We start from the raw sequence: 18,647 nt of genomic DNA, 5'->3' as shown, positions 1-18,647 counted from the left end.
GCTTTCTGCAGGGCTTTAGAGCTTTTTTTCGATGATCTCCTTGGCCATCTGGTGGTCAAGAGCCAAGGTGGCATACATCTGTTTGAGCTTGGCGTTCTCTTCTTCCAGCTCCTTGAGGCGCTTGAGTTCCTTGGAGTTCATCCCGGCATACCTTGAACGCCACTTATAAAAGGTGGCGGAACTCACGCCGTGCTCGCGGCTGATCTCATCAACACTCTTCCCGTTGTCGAATTCTTTTAAAATCTTTGCAATCTGTTGCGGTGAAAATTTACTTCGTCTCATAATACTGTTCAAATTTAAGATAATTATTCTACTTTTAAACAGTTCGGTTTTAAGGGAAGCTTACAAACTGATCAAACCTCAAAGATGATGGTGTGGCAGGAAAGTGGAGCCAACGGGGGTGGAGACAATCAAGCTTGGGTGCGCCTCGGTGATAATACCAGCGATAGATTATTGAGATTTGCCACAGAAGATTCTGGAGGAGGAGCCATATTGAATGTGGGTGATGGCGACATACCCGGTGGGCTTACCGACAACAATTGGCACTATCTCGTAACCGTGAGACAGGGCAACAGAACCAGTGTTTATATAGATGGAGTCAAGGTGGGGGAAATGTCGGGCACGACGACTAAAAATGTATCCAACGAACAGGACTTTAAAATAGCGACCCAGCAAAGAGGTGAAGGTTTTGAGAGTTATTTTACAGGATCTATAGACGATATCGTGATATACAACAAAGCCTTGAGCGAAGCTGAGATAGCAGCCTTGTTTGAGATGTAGGTAAACTGTGATAAAAAAAATTGTTGATCTCCGGATTGCTTCCGATACTTACTGGAAGTAACTCGGAGATCAATTTGTTTAATTCAATTTGTTGCGTAGATGACAATTGAAGATTGAGACCTTGAAAAGACTCCTTGCCACTGTTGTTCATCTGGCAAAAACTTCGAGGTATTAAAGGTCGGTGCCCTTGTGAAAAACCATTTATAGCCTCCATCGGAATTACTTATGCCATATTCGGGCGCTTTTGTAACTCAATAAACATCCGAAGACAAAAGCAAGCTGAATCTTTTTTCTTTTATATCTGTAATCAAGCGCTTTTTAATAAATAAACAGATAGCCATATTTTTTGATAGTCTTATATTAACCGCTGTGTTTTTCTACAGTGTTTTACTCACATTGCCATCTACTTTTACAGAAACCTTCGCAATATAACATTTGCGATATCTTTTAATAAATCACTGGTTTTTCTATACTGTTCTTTCAAAACAATATTAAGAAACAAAAAAGAACAATTATATTTATCACAGCTTTTTCAATTTATCGCAATCATTAAATTATTTTATTATTAAATCTCATAAAAAACATACAAAAATTACTACAAGTACATTTAGAGATATATTTCATTCTATGTACCCCAGGTTGCTTTCGTATTGTCTCAAGTATATAGACGACAGGATGATAGCTGATGAAATAGTCGAAGATTGTATGTTTTACCTATGGGAGCGAAGACGAGATATGGAAAAGGTAAAAGACCTGAAGTCTTATTTGTACATCATGGTTCGAAACAAAGCTCTTGCCTATCTCAAAGAAGATCGCAAAGTGGTGAGTATGGAAATACCAGAAACTATTTCCGATTTTGTCGACGAGTATGTACTGGAAGAAGAGGTACACGCCGTACTGCTGAACGCCTTGAAAAAACTACCGGAAAAGTGTCGTAGAGTATTTGAATTGTCTTGTCTAGATGGCCTGAAGTACAAAGATATAGCCGAAGATATGAACATATCGATTAATACCGTAAAATCGCAGCGGGCAAGAGCGATTGAGTTGTTGAGAATACAACTGAAGGATTACGCAGTGCTTTTAGTATGCTTGTCTTTACTAAGTCAATAATACTTCTAAAAAGGAGATTGAACAGATTTAGCTCAACCTCATACCGTATTTGTCGCGGTATCTCGATGGGGTGAGTCCGGTGAGGGATTTAAATAAGTTTCTGAAATTTTTCATGTCGTTATACCCACTTGAGATCATCACATCGGGAATGTCTTTATCTGTGGTTTCCAACAGGGTTTTAGCGGCTTCTATTTTGGTTTTCTGTAAATAGCGAATGGGGGTGATTCCGGTAGCTTGTTTAAATCGGCGGATGATGTTTCGGCGACTTGAAGGTACTTCTTCCAATACTTCTTCCACGTTTTTAATGTCAAAATAACGCTCGTTGATCAATGTTTGTACGGTGCGCACCAATGCGTCGTCTTCCGATAGATGAGGTTTAAACTGGTCGAAGTACAATTGGTTGTTTCTGTCTAAATCGACAGCAAAGTTTTTTGCCACTCTAACAGCCAATTCTCGCCCGCAAAATTTTTGAATCAAATACAGTTTTAAGTGAAAACTGCTCGTAGCACCGCCGCCGGTGTATATATTTTCACTTTCGGTAATGATGGCGTGAGGCAGTAAATTGACTTCTGGAAATGCGGCTTCAAACTTATCTGTCGCCTCCAAATGGGTAGTGGCATTTTTACCGTTTAGCAAACCCGAAGCGGCCAGTAGAAAAGAGCCTGTACAGAGACTTGCAAGCAAGGTGCCTTCTTGATATTTTTGTTGTAAGAACGGCAGAAACATCAGGTTGTTCGAGATGTTTTTTTCCATTTCGCGATTTGCAAATGCAGGAATAATCATGGCATCACTTTGCAATTCCGGATCAGAAAACTCAAAATAGGCGTATTCTTGAAAACTGTCAGGCAAAGAGGACTCCTTGTCTTTTCCCACCATATGGAGATCAAAAAAAGCAGCTTTTCCCTCCGATTCCAAAAAGCGATTGGCTGTTTCAAAAACATCCACTATAGCCGCTAAACTCAACAGTCTATACCCTTTTGTAAGCAAAACAGATAATTTCATTTGCTCTATTTTTCTTCTAATATAATAATTTGTCACAAATCACCCTACAACTTGGCATAAAGTGCCATCTTATTTTTTATAGTGATGATTAATTTTGGAATATGAAATTAATTCATCGATAATCAATACGCAATTTAATTTATAACTAAATTTACTATGAATCAGAATATTATATGTTGGTTTGAGATCTATGCAAGAGATATAAATCGAGCCAAAAGGTTTTATAAAGAGGTATTGGGCATTCACTTTATCGATGCTGTGCCCCCTGGTGAAGCCACCGAGAAGATGAAGATGGCCTTCTTCTCATCTCCGCAAAACCAGGGAGTAAGTGGAGCCTTGATTGAAATGCCTGGAACCAAAGACGGTGACGGAGCCTGTGTCAATACCATGGTTTATTTTCCTTGTGAAGACTGTTCGGAGCAAGTGGCCAAAGTAGAACTTGCAGGAGGAAAAGTGCATCGAGCAAAAATGAATTTTGGCGAATACGGCTATTGTAGCATTTGCGTAGATTCTGAAGGTAATCCGTTCGGTCTATTTTCTATGCGATAAAGAAAAATTTGTAGCCATTAGACTTAGTTCAATCAAACCCTAAAAACAATTAACCACAAAATTTAAATATATGAAAATCGTAAAGTTTATTCTGTGCTTGTTTTTCGGCCTTGTATTTGCAAATGCAGGTCTTGACAAATTTCTGCATTATATGCCGTATCCCGAGGTAGATGCTGAAATAGCGAAAATAGGAGAAGCAATGATGTCTCTCAAGTGGCTTATACCACTTACAGGGCTTGTAGAAATTGTTGGAGGTGTTTTGTTTATTCCCCAGAAAACAAGAGCTCTCGGAGCTATTGTCATTCTGCCTGTAATGGTGGGAATCCTTGTTCATAACGCCATTTTTATGCCCTCCGGATTGATTTTTGCCGGAGTCTTATTCCTTATCATTCTATGGGCTTTGTACGACAATCGCCAAAAGTATAAATTGTTGATTAGCTGAGGTGTTAGTATTGGGATGTTAGTATTGGCCAAAGGCCAAACCACAAACCACAAACCACAAACCAAACAAACTACCAACTAATCAACTACAAACCATAAACCACAAACACTATGAAACTAAATCCTTATTTAAACTTCGACGGGAATGCAGAAGAAGCATTCCGATTTTATCAATCCGTTTTTGGCGGAGAGCTCTTTGTTCAGAAAATGAGCGATGTTCAGGGAATTGGCGATTTGCCTGAACACGAGAAAGATTACGCCATGCACGTTTCTCTACCTGTTGGCGACGGACAGTTACTTATGGCTTCAGACTGTCTCGATTCAAGAGGACAGAAATTGACCAAGGGCAATAATAATTACATTTCTATCGCACCCGACAGCCGCGAAGAAGCCGACCGCATCTTTAACGGACTTTCAGCAGGAGGTCAGATTGAAATGCCTATGGAAGATATGTTTTGGGGAGATTATTTTGGCTCTTTTACCGATAAATTCGGCGTGCGCTGGATGATTAATTTTAACCCTAAAAATTGATACAAAAATGAAACAGGTATTCATCAATTTAGCAGTAAAAGACTTGAAAAAGTCTATGGATTTTTATACCGAATTAGGTTTTACAAACAATCCGCAATTTTCGGATGATTCGGCAAAATGTATGGTTTGGAGTGATGCTATTTACCTAATGCTTCTCACACATCAGAAATTTTCAACCTTTACAGCAAAAAACATTGCCGATACAAAGGGCAATATAGCAGGGCTCTTTTCATTGTCTGTGGGAAGTTTGGACGAGGTCAACCAAATTGTGGAAAACGGACTGAAAGCAGGGGGAGTAGAACCCGTTGAATTCAAGGATTACAGTTTTATGCAACAACGCACTATCGAAGACTTTGACGGACATACTTGGGAAGTGTTCTATATGGATATATCTAAAATTCCAGAGGAATAATCTGATTTTATTAAACCTTTAGAATAAATCCTATGAAGTTGAAAGTCAAGGCTAAAGCATCTATCGGGATTCAAAAACCGATTGAGGAAGTTTTCGAAGCCATTGTAAATCCCGAAATAATGACGCAGTATTTCATTTCAAAAAGTTCGGGAAGAATGGAACAGGGAAAAGAAATTTATTGGAAATTTCCCGAGTTTGACGGCAATTACCCAGTTGTCGTAAAAGAGCTTATCTCCAATCAATACATTTCTTTTGTGTGGGATCCCGATTCGCTTGTCGAAATAAAATTAGAAAAAAGATCTGATAGAGATACCCTTATCCGAGTTTCTGAAGAAGGGCATAGCTTAGATCAAAATGGTGTAAAATGGGTGGTAGAACAAAGTGAGGGTTGGGCAAACTTTTTAGCCTGTATGAAAGCCTGGTTAGAATACGGGATTCATTTGCGGAAAGGTGCTTTCGACTATATGATTAAATAGTTTGGTCATGAGAAAAGGCAAATCAGAAAGGTTGAAATAAGGAGTAACCTTTGGTAACAATATTTCTAATCTATTAAAAACAAGTCAATGAAAAAATTGCAATACAATATCGAGATCAAAGCTCCCAAAAATGTGGTGTACAAAAAGATGATTGGTAGAGAAACCTATAAACAGTGGACTTCCGAATTCAATCCGACTTCCGATTTTGAGGGTAGTTGGGACAAGGGAGAGAAGATTAAGTTTATAGGCATTTCACAAGGAGGAAAAAAGGAGGGGATGGTAGCCCGGATTGAAGAAAATATACCAAACGAATTCATTTCTATCCACCATTACGGGATTCTCGACGGGGATAACGAAATAACTACCGGCAAAATAATAGAAGATTGGGCGCCGGCTTACGAGAATTATACATTTATGCAGGAAACAGACATAACCCGTGTGTCTGTAGATGTAGATGTCAACGAAGAGTACAGGGATTTTTTTGACAATGCTTGGCCAAAGGCATTGAATAAATTAAAGGAGATTTCAGAAAAGTAATTTAAACTACAACATATGAAAACTATAGTATTAATACTGACTACAGCTTTTTTCTTTAGCTATGCCTCGGCGCAAAAAATTGAACAAGCATCAAACCCACAGGGGTATGACAAGGAGTTTATCAAAAATTATTTTGACGAAACCTATCAAGGAATCCTAGATGCTACTAAAGGCCTGACAGACGAACAGTTAAATTTCAAGGCTTCGCCTGAGAAATGGTCAATTTTGGAGTGCTTGGAGCACATCGTTATTACCGAACCTATGTTGTTTGGATTTGAGAAAGAAGCTTTGTCTAAACCCGCAACACCTGAACGAAGGAGTGAACTCAAGTTAAAGGACAGCGATATAAAGTCTGTGGTAATCGACAGAAGTCACAAGGCAAAGGCTCCGGCCGAAATGTCTCCTTCGGGCAAATACAAAGATGTTCAATCAGCTCTAAACGATTTGCAGGAGCATCGAAAGCTTATTTTATCGTATTTGGAGGATTACAGTATGGACGATTTGCGCAACCACATCCTAGAGGGACCTTTGGGAGCTATAGACGCATATCAGTTTATGCTGTTTATTCCCGGGCATGCCGCTAGGCATACTTTGCAAATGCAGGAAGTAAAGCTTGATCCTAATTTTCCTGGGTAGGGTAATTGGTTAATAGGTTACTAAGTTAATAAGTTATTTAGGCAACACTCAATAACTTAGTAACCCAACAACCAATTACAAAAGACAAAAAGGGGCTTTTAACGAATAAAGTCCCTTTTTTTGTTTTTTAAATATCATATCAGATGGTATTTTTTGTTAAAATTTTACTTTTTTTAATTTTTTTTCCACCCTTTTTACATCTTATTTACTCTTACTAATAAAAATATAGATTAACACTTTTGATGAAAGTGTGTTAATGTAGCGTATGACAGAGGAAATATTTTCAAGAGATGAGATAGCGAGGCTTATTGCAGGATCTCTATTCGGAACACTACAGGCTGAGGAAGAAATTGTATTAAAAGATTGGTTAAAAGACAAAGAGAACCTGAGGTTGTATCGGAGGATAGTAAGTGAAGGGGATATTGACGCCAAGCGGGAGTTTTACACGAGCTTAGACATGGAAAAGGTTTATGAGAAGTTGCAAAACAGAATCAGAAACCAAGAAAAGCGAAGCAAAACGAAGTTCTTTTACAAAATAGGGAAATATGCAGCTGTACTGTTGCTCGGCTTGTCTGTTGCAATGGTGTGGAACCATTTTTCAGAACCGAAAGACAAGACAGTAATCACTACCGAAGAAACTTTGGCTGAAATAGAACCAGGCAATCAACGTGCTGTGCTTGTACTTGCAGATGGTAGAAAAGTAAGCTTGGAGGAGGATAAGGATCAATCGATTAAATCGTCGGGTGACGTTCTCATAAAAAATAGGAACAACACTTTAGAATACGAGCCGAGTGATCGAAAAGACGGTAGTGCTTCCACAAGGTATAATACGTTGTACGTACCTAAAAAAGGAATATACACCCTTATTTTGCCCGACGGTAGTAAGCTGTGGCTCAATTCAGATTCCTCTGTGAAATACCCGGAGGTATTTACCGGAGATCAAAGGGTAGTCGAACTCACAGGAGAGGCGTATTTTGAAGTGACGAAAGCGGAGGAGGAATTTGTGGTAAGAACTAAGCGACAAGATGTTACTGTTTTAGGAACGTCTTTTAATGTCAGTGCCTATGAAGACGATCACTTTTTTGCTACCACCTTAGTAGAGGGAAAGGTGAAGTTGTCGCATCAGGGCGAAAACGATGTATTTCTCGCTCCAGGTGAAAGTGGGTATCTCGACTTAGGTGCAGAAAAACCGGTAGTAGTAACTACTGTGGATGTTCGCAATTACACCTCATGGAAAGATGGTAGTTTTTATTTTGAACGACATCCATTGGGAGATATTCTCAAAAAAATGGGACGCTGGTATGGAGTGGAAGTGAAATTTGAAGAGGAAAAACTCAGAAATGTGCTCTTTACCGGAGTGGCGAGGAAAAACGAACCTATAGAAAAACTGTTAGAGATGATTCGTAAAACAGCACTTATTTCCTATAGTGCGATTAAAAAAGAAAATGGACAATATGAGATAACAATATCAGAAAAATAACAGTATAAAAAAACCGGCAAGTGTTGGCCGCACTCACCGGTGATAATTTAGCTGTTAAATACTTGTGGAGAATTAACTAACTAAACGCGTAAATGTATGAAAAAAAATCTATCGGGGAGAGTCTTACGATTTTTCCAGCGGTATGAGCGACTCATTATTAAGATTATGAAACGATCGCTTTTCTTGTGCTTTATCCTGTTTTTTAATTTTACGGCTTTCGCCTTTTCTCAGAAGGTTACTCTTAACCTGGGAAAAGTCACTATTCACAAGGCCCTAAAAGAAATTAGAAAGCTGACCAAAACCGATTTCTTCTACAGTGATAAGGAATTGGATGTAAACCGTACCGTTACAGTAAACTTTGATAATGTTGACCTCATTGCAGCAGTATCCAGTTTAGTGGGAGAGGATTTTAATATTGAGAAACAAGGCGACCATTTATTTCTCATCGTCCCCTCAAACAAAGCTGAGTCACAACAACGTGTAGTAGAAGGAACGGTTACCGACGAAAACGGACAGCCTCTACCAGGAGTTACGGTGGTTATCAGGGACCAGCAAAAAGGAACAACCACAGATTTTGACGGTAATTATAAAATTGAAGTCGAAGCATCTAATACTTTGATTTTTAGCTATATAGGATACAGGAGCCAAGATGTGAAGGTAGGGGAAAGGACGACTGTTAATGTACAGTTAGAACCTGATGTATCAGAGTTGGACGAAGTAGTGGTTACCGGTTACGGTACTCAGCAAAGAAGGAGTATTACCGGTTCTATGGCTTCGGTAAAGGGGGAAGCTATTGAAAATATGCCCATACAATCGGTAGACAAGGCCATACAAGGGCGTGCAGCTGGTGTATTGGTACAGACTTCCACAGGAGTTCCGGGAGGTGCTACCCGTGTAAATATCCGAGGTGTCGGATCTATCACTGCAGGTACTGAACCCATGTATATAGTAGATGGTGTGCAGTTGAATAGTGATGCGCCAAGTGGACGTACCTCTACCAATGTACTGGCCTATATAAACCCAAACGATATCGAATCGATAGAGGTGTTGAAAGATGCTGCATCGGCGGCAATTTACGGAGCACAGGCTGCTAATGGGGTAGTATTGATTACTACCAAAAAAGGTAAGGCCGGAAAAACCAGGGTCAACCTTAACTACTACGAGGGAGTTTCTGCTCAGATTAAAAATATGGATATGTTGAACAGTCAGGACGCTATAGCATTGCGTACTGAAGCGCTGTTGAATAACAACCCGAGTTTAAGCCCGCTTGTAGCTTTGTCGCAGGCGCTGACCGATCTCGGTGTACGACCCGACCTAACTGAAGAGGAAGTAGCTAACCTTCCCACTTACGACTGGCAAGGTGCGGCCTTTAAACCGGGATCAGTACGCAACGTGGAATTCAATATGTCAGGTGGTAATGAAAAGTCAAATTTTTACCTGTCTGGATCATACAATAAACACGATGGGAATGTGACCAATATAGATTTTGAGCGCGGTAGTTTTAAGCTGCGTTTAGGGCATGAACTCACTCCCGGATTGCGAGTAGATGCAGGGGTCAACCTCAGTATGATTACCCAAAATGGGAATACCGGTTCTTGGGGAAATACCTCAGGGGTGGCTTCACCGCAATATACAGCATCTTATATGCCGCCAACCATACCTGTCTATAACTACGACGGCAGCTTTAACGCTTATGAGGGAATGCCGGGTACGGGCTTCAACCCTATTCAGGCAGCTACGGTAGACGACAATATTGTACGTCAGCGATCACTGATTGGTAATATAAGCGTCTCTTACGATATTTTAGATAACCTGACTTTTAAATCGTTCTACGGTATCGATTACCGATATATTAGAGCGGACTATTACCGCGATCCGCGTACACCTAATGGTGCCCCATGGAATGGTTACCTCATCGATGATAATACGGAGAATGTAAACTTTATGACCAACCAGACCTTGAACTATAATACCACCATAAACGAAGATCACAGTATTACAGCATTGTTGGGGGCGGAGTACCGAAGTGATGTCAGGGAGTACGAATCGGCTCGAGCCAATAATTTTCCCACGTATCAATTCCGTACTAACCAATCAGCCGCAGAACCATATTCGGTAACTGGTTCGTGGAGCGGTAGCCGACGGGTGGGCTTTTTTACCCAGGTAAATTACGACTATAAGAACAAGATTTTTGTGTCGGCTGTGGCGCGTTACGACGGTTCGTCTCGCTTTGGTTCCAACAATCGCTTTGGTTTCTTTCCGGGGATTTCAGCTGGATGGGATATGTCACAGGAAAAGTTTCTGCAGAAAGCCAATTGGATCAATCAGCTTAAACTCCGTGTCGGGCACGGAGTGGTGGGTAATGACCAGATTAACAATGTCTCGTCTCGAGGATTCTATCAGGGGGGTACCCGATACAATGAAAATGCAGCGCTTAGATTACAAACCCTCGCCAATCCCGAATTGGGATGGGAACGCAATGTCTCAACCAATATCGGGCTAGATTTTGGAATGTTCTCCAACCGGATTTCGGGAACCGTAGAAGTTTTTCACCGAAATAGCGAACATTTGTTGCTGAACAAACCGCTACCGCTTACCAGTGGCTTTACCAATGTAGACGACAATTTGGGACGAGTGGTTAACAAAGGACTCGAAATCGATCTCAATACAGTCAATTTAGATCTCGACAACGGGTTTAGATGGTCTACCAACTTTAACATCGCATTTTTGCACAACGAGGTAAAGGAGTTGTATGACGGACTCGATTACATAAGCAATACCGTTCGCGTAGGGCATCCGTTAAAGATATGGTATAGAGCGCGCTATGCAGGGGTCAATGCTACGAACGGACGCTCTATGTGGTACGACAGAAATGGCAATATCACCTATTCACCTACTGCCGATGATAATGTGGAAACCAAAAAGGGGTGGCAGTCTGACTATTTTGGCGGATTGACCAATACCTTTTCGTATAAGGGCTTTGAACTGAGTACTTTGTTTCACTTCGATATGGGGAGGTATATGTCCAACAATATGTATTCGGTGTGGTACAACGTGATGAGCAACCCTGGTAGGAATACCCTCCAAGAACTTTATGACGCGCGATGGACTACTCCTGGACAGATAACTCATGTGGCTCGTCCTATTGCGGGAGGAGCCGAAGAAAACAGTGCTTCAAGGGCCAGGTCATCTACTCAGTTCCTACAGGATGCCTCATTTATCCGACTCAGGGAGGTAACCTTAGCTTACCGATTTCAACCCGATTTATTGAGTAAATTAAAATTGGAAAGCTTGCGGGTATTTGTTACCGGAGTCAACCTGCATACCTGGACCAAATGGGTAGGCTATGACCCTGAATTTGCCATTAGTGGTTCGGTAGAAAGCAATCAGGGGATTGTACCGCAAACCATGAGTTTTACAGCTGGTGTACAAATAGGATTTTAACACGAATTTGAGATGAATACATATACAAATATCAAAATATCAATCTTTGCGCTGATGGCCGGAATATTGCTTTCAGCCTGTGACGATGTATTGGATGTGACCCCCAAACAGTCTATAGACTCCAGAGAAGCATTGGAGAATCCTGAAGCCATACAGGCTGCTATCAATTCGGTATATGCTTATCTGAGACAAACTAGTCAATACGGCAGGGATCTCGTGGCTATACCAGAATTGCTGGCCGATAATACTAATCACACCAACAACCCGACTACCCTGTATGGGCAATACAGAAACCAACCGGGCTCTCATATGGGAATATGGGGAAGCAGTTATTCTGCTATCAATGAGATCAACAATATTCTCCATGTATTGGAAGAACCTCCTGCAGGAGTTACCCAAGAATTTAAGGATGTTATCGCAGGGCAGGCGCATTTTCTGCGAGCCCTTTACTACCATAATTTGTCTCGTATTTACGGATACGATCCCAAGGCGCGTATAGACGAAGTGTATTATGGCAGTGTACCTTTGATTACTGATCCGGTGTTAAATACCGATCAGATAACCTACCCATCAAGGGCCGATGTGGAGGATGTATACAATTTGATTTACGAAGATCTCGAAACGGCATACAACCTGCTGCAAGGAAAGACGGTAGATGGTGCCGATCCGGAATATTACGCGTCTGCGGCTGCAGCTGCGGCTTTGTTTTCCAGAGTTGCACTCTATAATGAGGATTTTGAATTGGTAATTACTGAGGCGACCAAAGCATTGGACTTGAGTGCCGGACAGTTTATGACCCACGACAACTATATCGCCGGATGGCGACAAATGAAATTGCCGGAATCTATCTTTGAAGTGGTGTTTCACCTCGGTGATCACCCCGACCCTGTAAATGAGTCGTTGCGGGTAACGTTTACGAGTAGACAGACACTGACATCTACCTCTTTTTCCAATCGAGGTAATGTGGTAGTTGGTAGTGAGTTGGAAGCTTTGTATGCAGCAAACGATATACGCGCTGATCTTTTTATGAACGGACTGGGAAGAAATGCCAACCGTACCGAAATCACTAAGTTTTTAAGCCGAAGTGCTATCAATCACGACAACGTTCCCGTTATCAGGGTATCTGAAGTGTATTTGAACCGTGCCGAGGCCTATGCTCGGTCTGGAGGAGCAATGGACGAACTGGCTCGACAGGATGTCAATCGAATCCGCGAACGCGCAGGTTTGGATCCAGTGCCGAATACCCTTTCAGGGCAGGCATTGATAGACGAAATCCTGCTGCAACGCAGGTTAGAACTGGCATTTGAAGGACATCGATTTTTCGACCTCAAAAGGCTCGGAATGGATATCATCAAACCCATTGGAGATGTTCGCTTCGACGAGTTCCGAATTTTGGCACCCATACCGTTTTCGGAAGTGGATCGCGATGATAACAATTTCAACGTGAAACAGAATTTTGGTTATTAAGTTTTATGACTCAAATGGTAAAGCAAATGATTTCAATATACACACATAACATCAAACGCATCGGGGCGGCAGTCGTCATGATGCTCACCTTACTAACACTGTCTTCGTGTTTTAAGGATTATACAGAAGACTTCCTGTTCACCGACGCTGTGATAGAATTTGACATAGCGACTTGGGAGAGCAACGCACCGGGTAAGACCTACCCTATATTGGGTGCTTATGCAAAGGGAAGTGGAATACTTAACTTTCAGATAAACCTGGTAGGGGAGCAATTGGAAGCAGACCAAACCGTGCAGTACCGCATTGTTCAGGAAGAGAGTACGGCCATTGAAGGCACCCACTTTACATTGCCTGGAGAGGGCAGCTTTGTCTTCGAAGCTAATAGTAGTACCGCCCAGATTTCCATTAATATACTCGATTTTCCCGCTGATTTGGGTACGGCTACTGTCGTGTTGGAACTGGTTGGGAACGATCTGGTCAAAGTGAGCGAAAATTACAAACGTCTCGGTATTTCCATTTCGCTCGCAGGACCGCCCAGTGAAGCCTATCCGCTTCATGAACAATTGAGTCCTGACGCCTATTACAACAGTATTTATATCGATCCGATGAACCCCAATTTGCCGGACGATATCCGCCAGCGTATTGAAGAATCTGCTGCCAATCTCGCCGCTCATGCCGATGGTTCGAGACGCTTGCAGTATATGTTTATCTATTTTGATCACGACAATTTAGTTCGCGTAAATGCCATGTACTACGGTGGTGGAGGAAACAGCCTTACTGCAGATCCGTATGCGCAATGGGTATATCGCTTTGAGCCGGATGCTGATGGTGTCGGTAATTTCGAATTTGTAGAATCCGTGAGCAACGGAGGTTCGCAACTTACCAACTTCGCACCTATATTAGATTATTTAGAAGACAATACCTTTAAGTTAGATTGGGTAGATGACGATATTGCTACACCTTCAAGAGAAGGAATGCAGTTGGGCGGACTTTTCAATACAGATGATGAAGATTCCTATCTGATTGGTTCGCTCGAAGACTTGACCCCGACAGGAACTGTAAAACCATTCCCTTCGTCTCCGGCTATGCACGATCTGTTTTCAGATGGTGAGGAGGGATATTTCTCTACCTTGTATATCGATCCGGATTCTCCCGAGCAGTCGCCCGCATTCCAAGAGAGATGGCAAGATGCTAAGACCTATATTGACGGCTTGGCTGGCAGACAACTGTATAAAATGATGTTTTACTTCAATCCGGAATTTAGCTTTCAGGATATGCGAGTAGTAAACTACTACTATACTTCTTCCGGAGGTAAGGTCATCGGACAGATGCGCTTCCTGTGGAAAGTAGATTACGATGGGAATGTACAACCCTTCGAGTTTATCTATCAAAACCCCAACGGAGGTGCCACCCGGGCACCCGAAATTATAGATGATTTCCTGATGACTACCGAGTTTAGTATGAGTCGAACCGGAGATCGCATTCGATTTACCAGTACAGACGATCCGTCGGTGTACTTTGAAGGCGAATTGGGCAATCTCCCATTGAGTGTAAGTGAGTTCTGGCCCTGATAGAATGATCAAATAAAATAACAGAAAAGATAAATGATTATGTTTAGCACAAATAAATTAAAAAGTAGGGTAGGCGTAATGATTATGTCCTTTGTCCTAATCGTTGGCTTGGTAGCCTGTTCAGAAGAAGGTCTTGTCAAGGCACCGCCACCAAGTGATAATGAACTTTTGAAGGTCGATGATTTGGTTTACAGATATATGAGCGATCAAGAGGTGCCTGGAGCAACCCTAGCAGTTTCCTTAGATGGTAAACTGGTTTATGCCCGTGCATATGGCTTTGCCGACAACGAGACCGGACGGCGGATGACTGTGGATACTCGATCTCGAATATCCAGTATTTCTAAAGGTATCACCTCTATAGCCATTATGAAATTGATGGAAGAAGGTAAGATAGATTTAGACGACAAGATTTTTGGTGAGGATGGCATTTTGGGTACCGATTTCGGTACCCCTCCCTATCAGGAAAATGTAGCTGCACTTACGGTAAAACACTGCTTGTCACATCACGTAGGAGGATGGCCCAACAACAGTAGCGATCCTACAGGCCTTAGAAATGAGCTGGGAGCTCCAGAATTAATCTCGTATATTATCGACAATATCAACCTGAGCAATCCTCCGGGAACCAGCTATGCATACTCCAATGTAGGTTTTATGATACTCGGACGTGTCATCGAAAAAATAACACAAAAGAGTTATGAGCAATACGTACAGGAAGAGATTTTGGGACCTATGGGAATCACCGATATGGAAATAGGCGGCAATACCTTAGAAGAACAGAAGCCAAACGAATCTCGATATCACAACTCTAGTGCCTATACGCGAAACTTTGCGCGAAGAGACGCCAACGGTGGCTGGATCGCTACGGCCTCCGATCTGGTGCGTGTACTCGTTCATGTAGATGGATTTTCAACGGTTCCAGATATCTTGGATGAAGGGACTATTCAAACCATGACCACACCGCCTTTTGACTATCCTAACTATGCACTAGGATTTTATGTAAATGGGAGTACCTGGTATCACGGAGGCTCGTATTCAGGAAGTAGAAGTCATTGGATACGTACAGGTTCAGGGATGTGTGCTGCGATTATGGTAAATGGCGATGCTACTGGTTTAGATGATTTGTTGGAAGACATAGTGGCCGCTTCTGTAGAGTGGCCAACTGAAGATTTGTTTTAAAGCTTAGTTATGCTTAAACTTTCATTTCAGCCTTACGATCTGCGGTTGAATCGGGTATTCCGGATTTCCCGGGGTGCCCGCGACCGCGCGCCCTTGGTGCTTACACGTATTTCTTTTGAAGGGGTACACGGTTATGGCGAAGGCTCCATGCCTCCGCTGTACGGCGAGTCGGCAGAGTCTGCTGCCAAGTTTCTCAGCGCTGTTGATCTCTCTCGTTTTGCAGATCCCTTCGACACCGAAAGTATACTGCAGTATGTAGATGGCATAGCTCCTGGTAATGCAGCGGCAAAGACCTCGGTAGACATGGCCCTGCACGACCTGATAGGAAAATTGCTCGGCATGCCGGTACATCGGTATTTCGGGTTGGCTGCGGCACAGCACTATACCTCGATGACTATTGGCCTGGATACACCCGAAAAAATGGCGGAAAGAGCTGCAGAACTCAGTGAATTTCGCTACTTGAAAATCAAATTGGGCACCAAAGACGACAGGGCAATGATTGAGGCGATTCGATCTGTGACCCAACAGCCTTTTTTTGTAGATGCCAATCAGGGGTGGAAAAACAAGGAAGAGGCTTTAGATTTGGTGCATTGGCTAAAAGAAGAAGGCACGGTATTTATCGAGCAACCTATGCCTAGAGAGGATGTAACCGGCAATGCTTGGCTCACCGAACGAAGTCCTTTGCCCACTATTGGCGATGAAGCCGTACAACGGCTCTCGGATATCAAAACGGCTTCATCTACCTATCACGGTATCAATATCAAACTGATGAAATGTACCGGACTCCGAGAGGGGTATAAAATGGCGGTTACAGCAAAAGCACTGGGGATGAAGGTGATGCTAGGATGCATGACGGAAACCTCATGTGCGATTTCGGCTGCAGCACAACTCGGAGCATTGGCCGATTGGGTAGATCTCGACGGACACTTAGATACCGCTAATAATCCGTATGAGGGAGTAGAGCTCTCAAACGGTAAACTTGTATTGCCCGATACACCGGGTATAGGTTTAACAAAAGAAAATAATAAATTGTTTTTACCATGAAAATAAAATATAAATTGCTGCTTGGATTACTGCTGTGGATTCCACTGCTCTCCGCAGCTCAGCCCCTACAAGATAGCCTTCAAAAGGTCGACGAAATATTTGCCGCAGTAAGCAGCAAAATGCCCGGTGTTTCTGTATTGATCAGTCGCGGTGGAGAAGTTATTTACCACAAGCACAAAGGGTTGGCCAATATGGAATTGGGAGTCCCTATTACCGATAGTACTCGCTTTGAAGCGGGATCAGTGTCTAAGCAGTTTACAGCCACTGCGGTACTGTTACTTGTAGAGGAAGGAAAAGTGGGGTTGGACGACGATGTTCGCAAGTACATCCCCGAATTGCCACAGTACGAAAAGACCATTACCGTAAGACATCTGCTCAATCACACCAGCGGACTCAAAGATTGGGGAGTGGTGGCCGGACTCGGTGGTTGGCCACGTGGTACAAGAGAGTATACCAACGAGCTTGCGCTGGAGTATATCACTAAGCAAACCACGCTCAATTATACTCCTGGAGCGGAGTATTTATATAGTAATTCAAACTATACGTTGCTCACCTTTATAGCCGAAAGAGTATCGGGGCAAACGCTGCCTGATTTTACAGAGGAACGCATTTTTAAACCACTCGGAATGAAAGCGACATCGTGGCGTACCGACTTTCGGAAAATAGTTCCTTATCGTGCTACGGCCTACAATAAGAAAGGGGATAGGTACGTGACCATTATGCCTTTTGAAAACACCTACGGTCACGCAGCATTACTAACGACCACTGCCGATTTGGACAAGTGGAATACCAGTTGGAAAAACAGTCCGCTGGGTGGAGCATCCCTACTCGATTTGCGAACCGAAAGAGGCGTGCTAAACAGCGGTGATACTATAGATTATGCAGGGGGAGTATTTGTGAATGAATACAATGGACATCCTTCTGTAAACCACAGTGGAGCCACGGCAGGTTATCGTGCTTGGTTAGGATACTATCCAGAAGAAGATCTGTCTGTAGTTTACCTTTCCAACAACGGTAGTTTGTCGACCACAGGTACTGGAAAAAAAATTAGCGCAGTTTTTCTGGGTACACCGCCAAAGACAAATAAGAACAAGAAACAGGAAAAGCCTGCGGCTTACCATATGAGTAAGGATGAACTCTCTGAATATACCGGTCGCTATGTCAGTGCTGAATGTGGAGGAGAGTGGATAGCTACTCTAGAAGGAGATGGGGCTTTGATGATGACGTCACAGTCACATCAAAAAAGAAAATTTAAGCCGTCTGCTAAGGATACTTTTTTACGTATAAAAACTCAGGAAGTGAAATTTAAACGCGACCAAAGCGGAAAACTTACAGGATTTTACATCAGCGTGCCTCGAGCGAGAAATGTCTGGTTTGAGAGGGTAGAGAACTAAAGACGGTATTTGTTGCCGTGTAAAATCTGTTTAATCAATTGTTTAAATGCCTGTGATCTGCGAAGTGTTTTCGAGATCAAAGGCATTTAAACTTTTAGATGTCCTTCTTTCACCAATATCATAAATAGGTGAATAATAGTATGCGCTCCAAACCGCTTTTTGAGCTTTTTGAGTTCCTTTTCTATGGTACTGAGGCTATTTGGTTTTATTTCTCTCTTTTTAAGGTAATTAGATACCTCTTGCTGGTTATAGCCATCAGCCATCTTCTTGATAATTAATTTTTGGATTTTGTTCATAGAATTAAAATGGGATAACAATTAAATTATACTCTGGTAACCCGTAAATAGCAAAATTATTGCCCTGATGTAAGAAAGAATTGCAATTTTTTTAAGGTTTTTGTCTGATTAGGCTACGAAGAGGTCCAAAGTTGATATAGAAAGTATGTCTTGATTTTTGTTCAGGTACATTCAGAATTAAATAAACATTTGTAATTCAGTGAATTAATCCGTAATTTAGAGAAACAAAACCCCGAAAATTGGCCAAAGTGCCAAAAAACGGGGTTTTTCTATTCTACGTGTCTATGAAATTACAAAGAAT

General features: G+C 42.1%; 18 protein-coding genes and 1 pseudogene. 16 read left to right on the top strand and 3 right to left on the bottom strand.

The genetic code is table 11. From position 1 onward, the window contains the following. Window positions 1–282 (bottom strand): annotated as a pseudogene (locus tag ACYZZR_RS12570) (transposase); the annotation flags it as partial. Between the two features lie 84 nt (window positions 283–366). Here ACYZZR_RS12570 and ACYZZR_RS12565 point away from each other — a divergent pair. Together ACYZZR_RS12565 and ACYZZR_RS12560 are read left to right on the top strand one after the other, a co-directional pair. Next, the gene (locus ACYZZR_RS12565) at window positions 367–780 is read left to right on the top strand and encodes a LamG domain-containing protein (RefSeq protein ID WP_461534360.1); all 414 of its coding nucleotides are present in this window, start codon (window positions 367–369) and stop codon (window positions 778–780) included. 516 nt (window positions 781–1,296) lie between these two features. After that, window positions 1,297–1,890 carry an RNA polymerase sigma-70 factor gene (locus ACYZZR_RS12560; RefSeq protein WP_461534361.1) on the top strand — a complete coding sequence of 198 codons (594 nt, stop codon included), beginning with the start codon at window positions 1,297–1,299 and terminating at the stop codon, window positions 1,888–1,890. Window positions 1,891–1,917: 27 nt separating this feature from the next. On the opposite strand, the gene ACYZZR_RS12555 is transcribed toward ACYZZR_RS12560, so the two are convergent. After that, entirely contained in the window at window positions 1,918–2,892 is a 975-nt protein-coding gene (locus ACYZZR_RS12555) for a GlxA family transcriptional regulator (RefSeq protein ID WP_461534359.1), read from the bottom strand. A 156-nt stretch (window positions 2,893–3,048) separates the two neighbouring features. Here ACYZZR_RS12555 and ACYZZR_RS12550 point away from each other — a divergent pair, with 156 nt between their 5' ends. From ACYZZR_RS12550 to ACYZZR_RS12485, 14 genes are all read left to right on the top strand, one after another. After that, on the top strand, window positions 3,049–3,441 hold the full coding sequence (locus ACYZZR_RS12550) for a VOC family protein (RefSeq protein WP_461534358.1): 393 nt from the start codon (window positions 3,049–3,051) through the stop codon (window positions 3,439–3,441). 70 nt (window positions 3,442–3,511) lie between these two features. Next, entirely contained in the window at window positions 3,512–3,883 is a 372-nt protein-coding gene (locus ACYZZR_RS12545; RefSeq protein ID WP_461534357.1) for a DoxX family membrane protein, read from the top strand. Between the two features lie 110 nt (window positions 3,884–3,993). Next, window positions 3,994–4,413 (top strand): VOC family protein, encoded by a 420-nt coding sequence (locus ACYZZR_RS12540; protein ID WP_461534356.1) that lies wholly within the window; start codon window positions 3,994–3,996, stop codon window positions 4,411–4,413. A 7-nt stretch (window positions 4,414–4,420) separates the two neighbouring features. After that, entirely contained in the window at window positions 4,421–4,825 is a 405-nt protein-coding gene (locus tag ACYZZR_RS12535) for a VOC family protein (protein WP_461534355.1), read from the top strand. Between the two features lie 32 nt (window positions 4,826–4,857). Beyond that, entirely contained in the window at window positions 4,858–5,301 is a 444-nt protein-coding gene (locus tag ACYZZR_RS12530) for an SRPBCC domain-containing protein (protein WP_461534354.1), read from the top strand. A gap of 87 nt (window positions 5,302–5,388) precedes the next feature. Next, window positions 5,389–5,838: an SRPBCC domain-containing protein gene (locus ACYZZR_RS12525; protein WP_461534353.1), complete on the top strand. Its 450-nt coding sequence runs from the start codon at window positions 5,389–5,391 to the stop codon at window positions 5,836–5,838. Window positions 5,839–5,853: 15 nt separating this feature from the next. Next, complete coding sequence (locus ACYZZR_RS12520; RefSeq protein WP_461534352.1) at window positions 5,854–6,474, top strand: DinB family protein; 621 nt, start codon at window positions 5,854–5,856, stop codon at window positions 6,472–6,474. 265 nt (window positions 6,475–6,739) lie between these two features. Beyond that, on the top strand, window positions 6,740–7,954 hold the full coding sequence (locus tag ACYZZR_RS12515; protein WP_461534351.1) for a FecR family protein: 1,215 nt from the start codon (window positions 6,740–6,742) through the stop codon (window positions 7,952–7,954). 96 nt (window positions 7,955–8,050) lie between these two features. Beyond that, the gene (locus tag ACYZZR_RS12510) at window positions 8,051–11,398 is read left to right on the top strand and encodes a SusC/RagA family TonB-linked outer membrane protein (protein ID WP_461534350.1); all 3,348 of its coding nucleotides are present in this window, start codon (window positions 8,051–8,053) and stop codon (window positions 11,396–11,398) included. 12 nt (window positions 11,399–11,410) lie between these two features. After that, window positions 11,411–12,865, top strand: coding sequence for a RagB/SusD family nutrient uptake outer membrane protein (locus tag ACYZZR_RS12505; RefSeq protein WP_461534349.1), 1,455 nt, complete (start codon window positions 11,411–11,413; stop codon window positions 12,863–12,865). A gap of 26 nt (window positions 12,866–12,891) precedes the next feature. After that, the gene (locus tag ACYZZR_RS12500; protein ID WP_461534348.1) at window positions 12,892–14,436 is read left to right on the top strand and encodes a DUF4843 domain-containing protein; all 1,545 of its coding nucleotides are present in this window, start codon (window positions 12,892–12,894) and stop codon (window positions 14,434–14,436) included. Window positions 14,437–14,475: 39 nt separating this feature from the next. Further along, window positions 14,476–15,612, top strand: coding sequence for a serine hydrolase domain-containing protein (locus ACYZZR_RS12495; protein ID WP_461534347.1), 1,137 nt, complete (start codon window positions 14,476–14,478; stop codon window positions 15,610–15,612). Window positions 15,613–15,621: 9 nt separating this feature from the next. Next, window positions 15,622–16,656, top strand: coding sequence for a dipeptide epimerase (locus ACYZZR_RS12490; RefSeq protein WP_461534346.1), 1,035 nt, complete (start codon window positions 15,622–15,624; stop codon window positions 16,654–16,656). After that, window positions 16,653–18,050 carry a serine hydrolase domain-containing protein gene (locus tag ACYZZR_RS12485; protein ID WP_461534345.1) on the top strand — a complete coding sequence of 466 codons (1,398 nt, stop codon included), beginning with the start codon at window positions 16,653–16,655 and terminating at the stop codon, window positions 18,048–18,050. The genes ACYZZR_RS12490 and ACYZZR_RS12485 overlap by 4 nt, the downstream gene beginning before the upstream one ends. An 86-nt stretch (window positions 18,051–18,136) precedes the next feature. On the opposite strand, the gene ACYZZR_RS12480 is transcribed toward ACYZZR_RS12485, so the two are convergent. Further along, window positions 18,137–18,346 carry a hypothetical protein gene (locus ACYZZR_RS12480; protein WP_461534344.1) on the bottom strand — a complete coding sequence of 70 codons (210 nt, stop codon included), beginning with the start codon at window positions 18,344–18,346 and terminating at the stop codon, window positions 18,137–18,139. Between the last annotated feature and the right edge of the window lie 301 nt (window positions 18,347–18,647).

Source organism: Sinomicrobium sp., from assembly GCA_029266035.1.
Classification (GTDB): Bacteria; Bacteroidota; Bacteroidia; order Flavobacteriales; family Flavobacteriaceae; genus Sinomicrobium.
The sequence above is the reverse complement of the archived record's forward strand: the minus strand, read 5'-3'. Positions and strand labels throughout refer to the sequence as shown.

Excerpts from the sequence above, each read along its gene's own strand:
- ACYZZR_RS12495 (WP_461534347.1), top strand. The coding sequence starts at position 14,476 with ATGTTTAGCACAAATAAATTAAAAAGTAGGGTAGGCGTAATGATTATG.
- ACYZZR_RS12480 (WP_461534344.1), bottom strand. The coding sequence starts at position 18,346 with ATGAACAAAATCCAAAAATTAATTATCAAGAAGATGGCTGATGGCTAT.
- ACYZZR_RS12535 (WP_461534355.1), top strand. The coding sequence starts at position 4,421 with ATGAAACAGGTATTCATCAATTTAGCAGTAAAAGACTTGAAAAAGTCT.
- ACYZZR_RS12565 (WP_461534360.1), top strand. The coding sequence starts at position 367 with ATGATGGTGTGGCAGGAAAGTGGAGCCAACGGGGGTGGAGACAATCAA.
- ACYZZR_RS12515 (WP_461534351.1), top strand. The coding sequence starts at position 6,740 with ATGACAGAGGAAATATTTTCAAGAGATGAGATAGCGAGGCTTATTGCA.
- ACYZZR_RS12530 (WP_461534354.1), top strand. The coding sequence starts at position 4,858 with ATGAAGTTGAAAGTCAAGGCTAAAGCATCTATCGGGATTCAAAAACCG.
- ACYZZR_RS12520 (WP_461534352.1), top strand. The coding sequence starts at position 5,854 with ATGAAAACTATAGTATTAATACTGACTACAGCTTTTTTCTTTAGCTAT.
- ACYZZR_RS12500 (WP_461534348.1), top strand. The coding sequence starts at position 12,892 with ATGATTTCAATATACACACATAACATCAAACGCATCGGGGCGGCAGTC.
- ACYZZR_RS12505 (WP_461534349.1), top strand. The coding sequence starts at position 11,411 with ATGAATACATATACAAATATCAAAATATCAATCTTTGCGCTGATGGCC.
- ACYZZR_RS12540 (WP_461534356.1), top strand. The coding sequence starts at position 3,994 with ATGAAACTAAATCCTTATTTAAACTTCGACGGGAATGCAGAAGAAGCA.
- ACYZZR_RS12545 (WP_461534357.1), top strand. The coding sequence starts at position 3,512 with ATGAAAATCGTAAAGTTTATTCTGTGCTTGTTTTTCGGCCTTGTATTT.
- ACYZZR_RS12490 (WP_461534346.1), top strand. The coding sequence starts at position 15,622 with ATGCTTAAACTTTCATTTCAGCCTTACGATCTGCGGTTGAATCGGGTA.
- ACYZZR_RS12525 (WP_461534353.1), top strand. The coding sequence starts at position 5,389 with ATGAAAAAATTGCAATACAATATCGAGATCAAAGCTCCCAAAAATGTG.
- ACYZZR_RS12485 (WP_461534345.1), top strand. The coding sequence starts at position 16,653 with ATGAAAATAAAATATAAATTGCTGCTTGGATTACTGCTGTGGATTCCA.
- ACYZZR_RS12550 (WP_461534358.1), top strand. The coding sequence starts at position 3,049 with ATGAATCAGAATATTATATGTTGGTTTGAGATCTATGCAAGAGATATA.
- ACYZZR_RS12510 (WP_461534350.1), top strand. The coding sequence starts at position 8,051 with ATGAAAAAAAATCTATCGGGGAGAGTCTTACGATTTTTCCAGCGGTAT.
- ACYZZR_RS12555 (WP_461534359.1), bottom strand. The coding sequence starts at position 2,892 with ATGAAATTATCTGTTTTGCTTACAAAAGGGTATAGACTGTTGAGTTTA.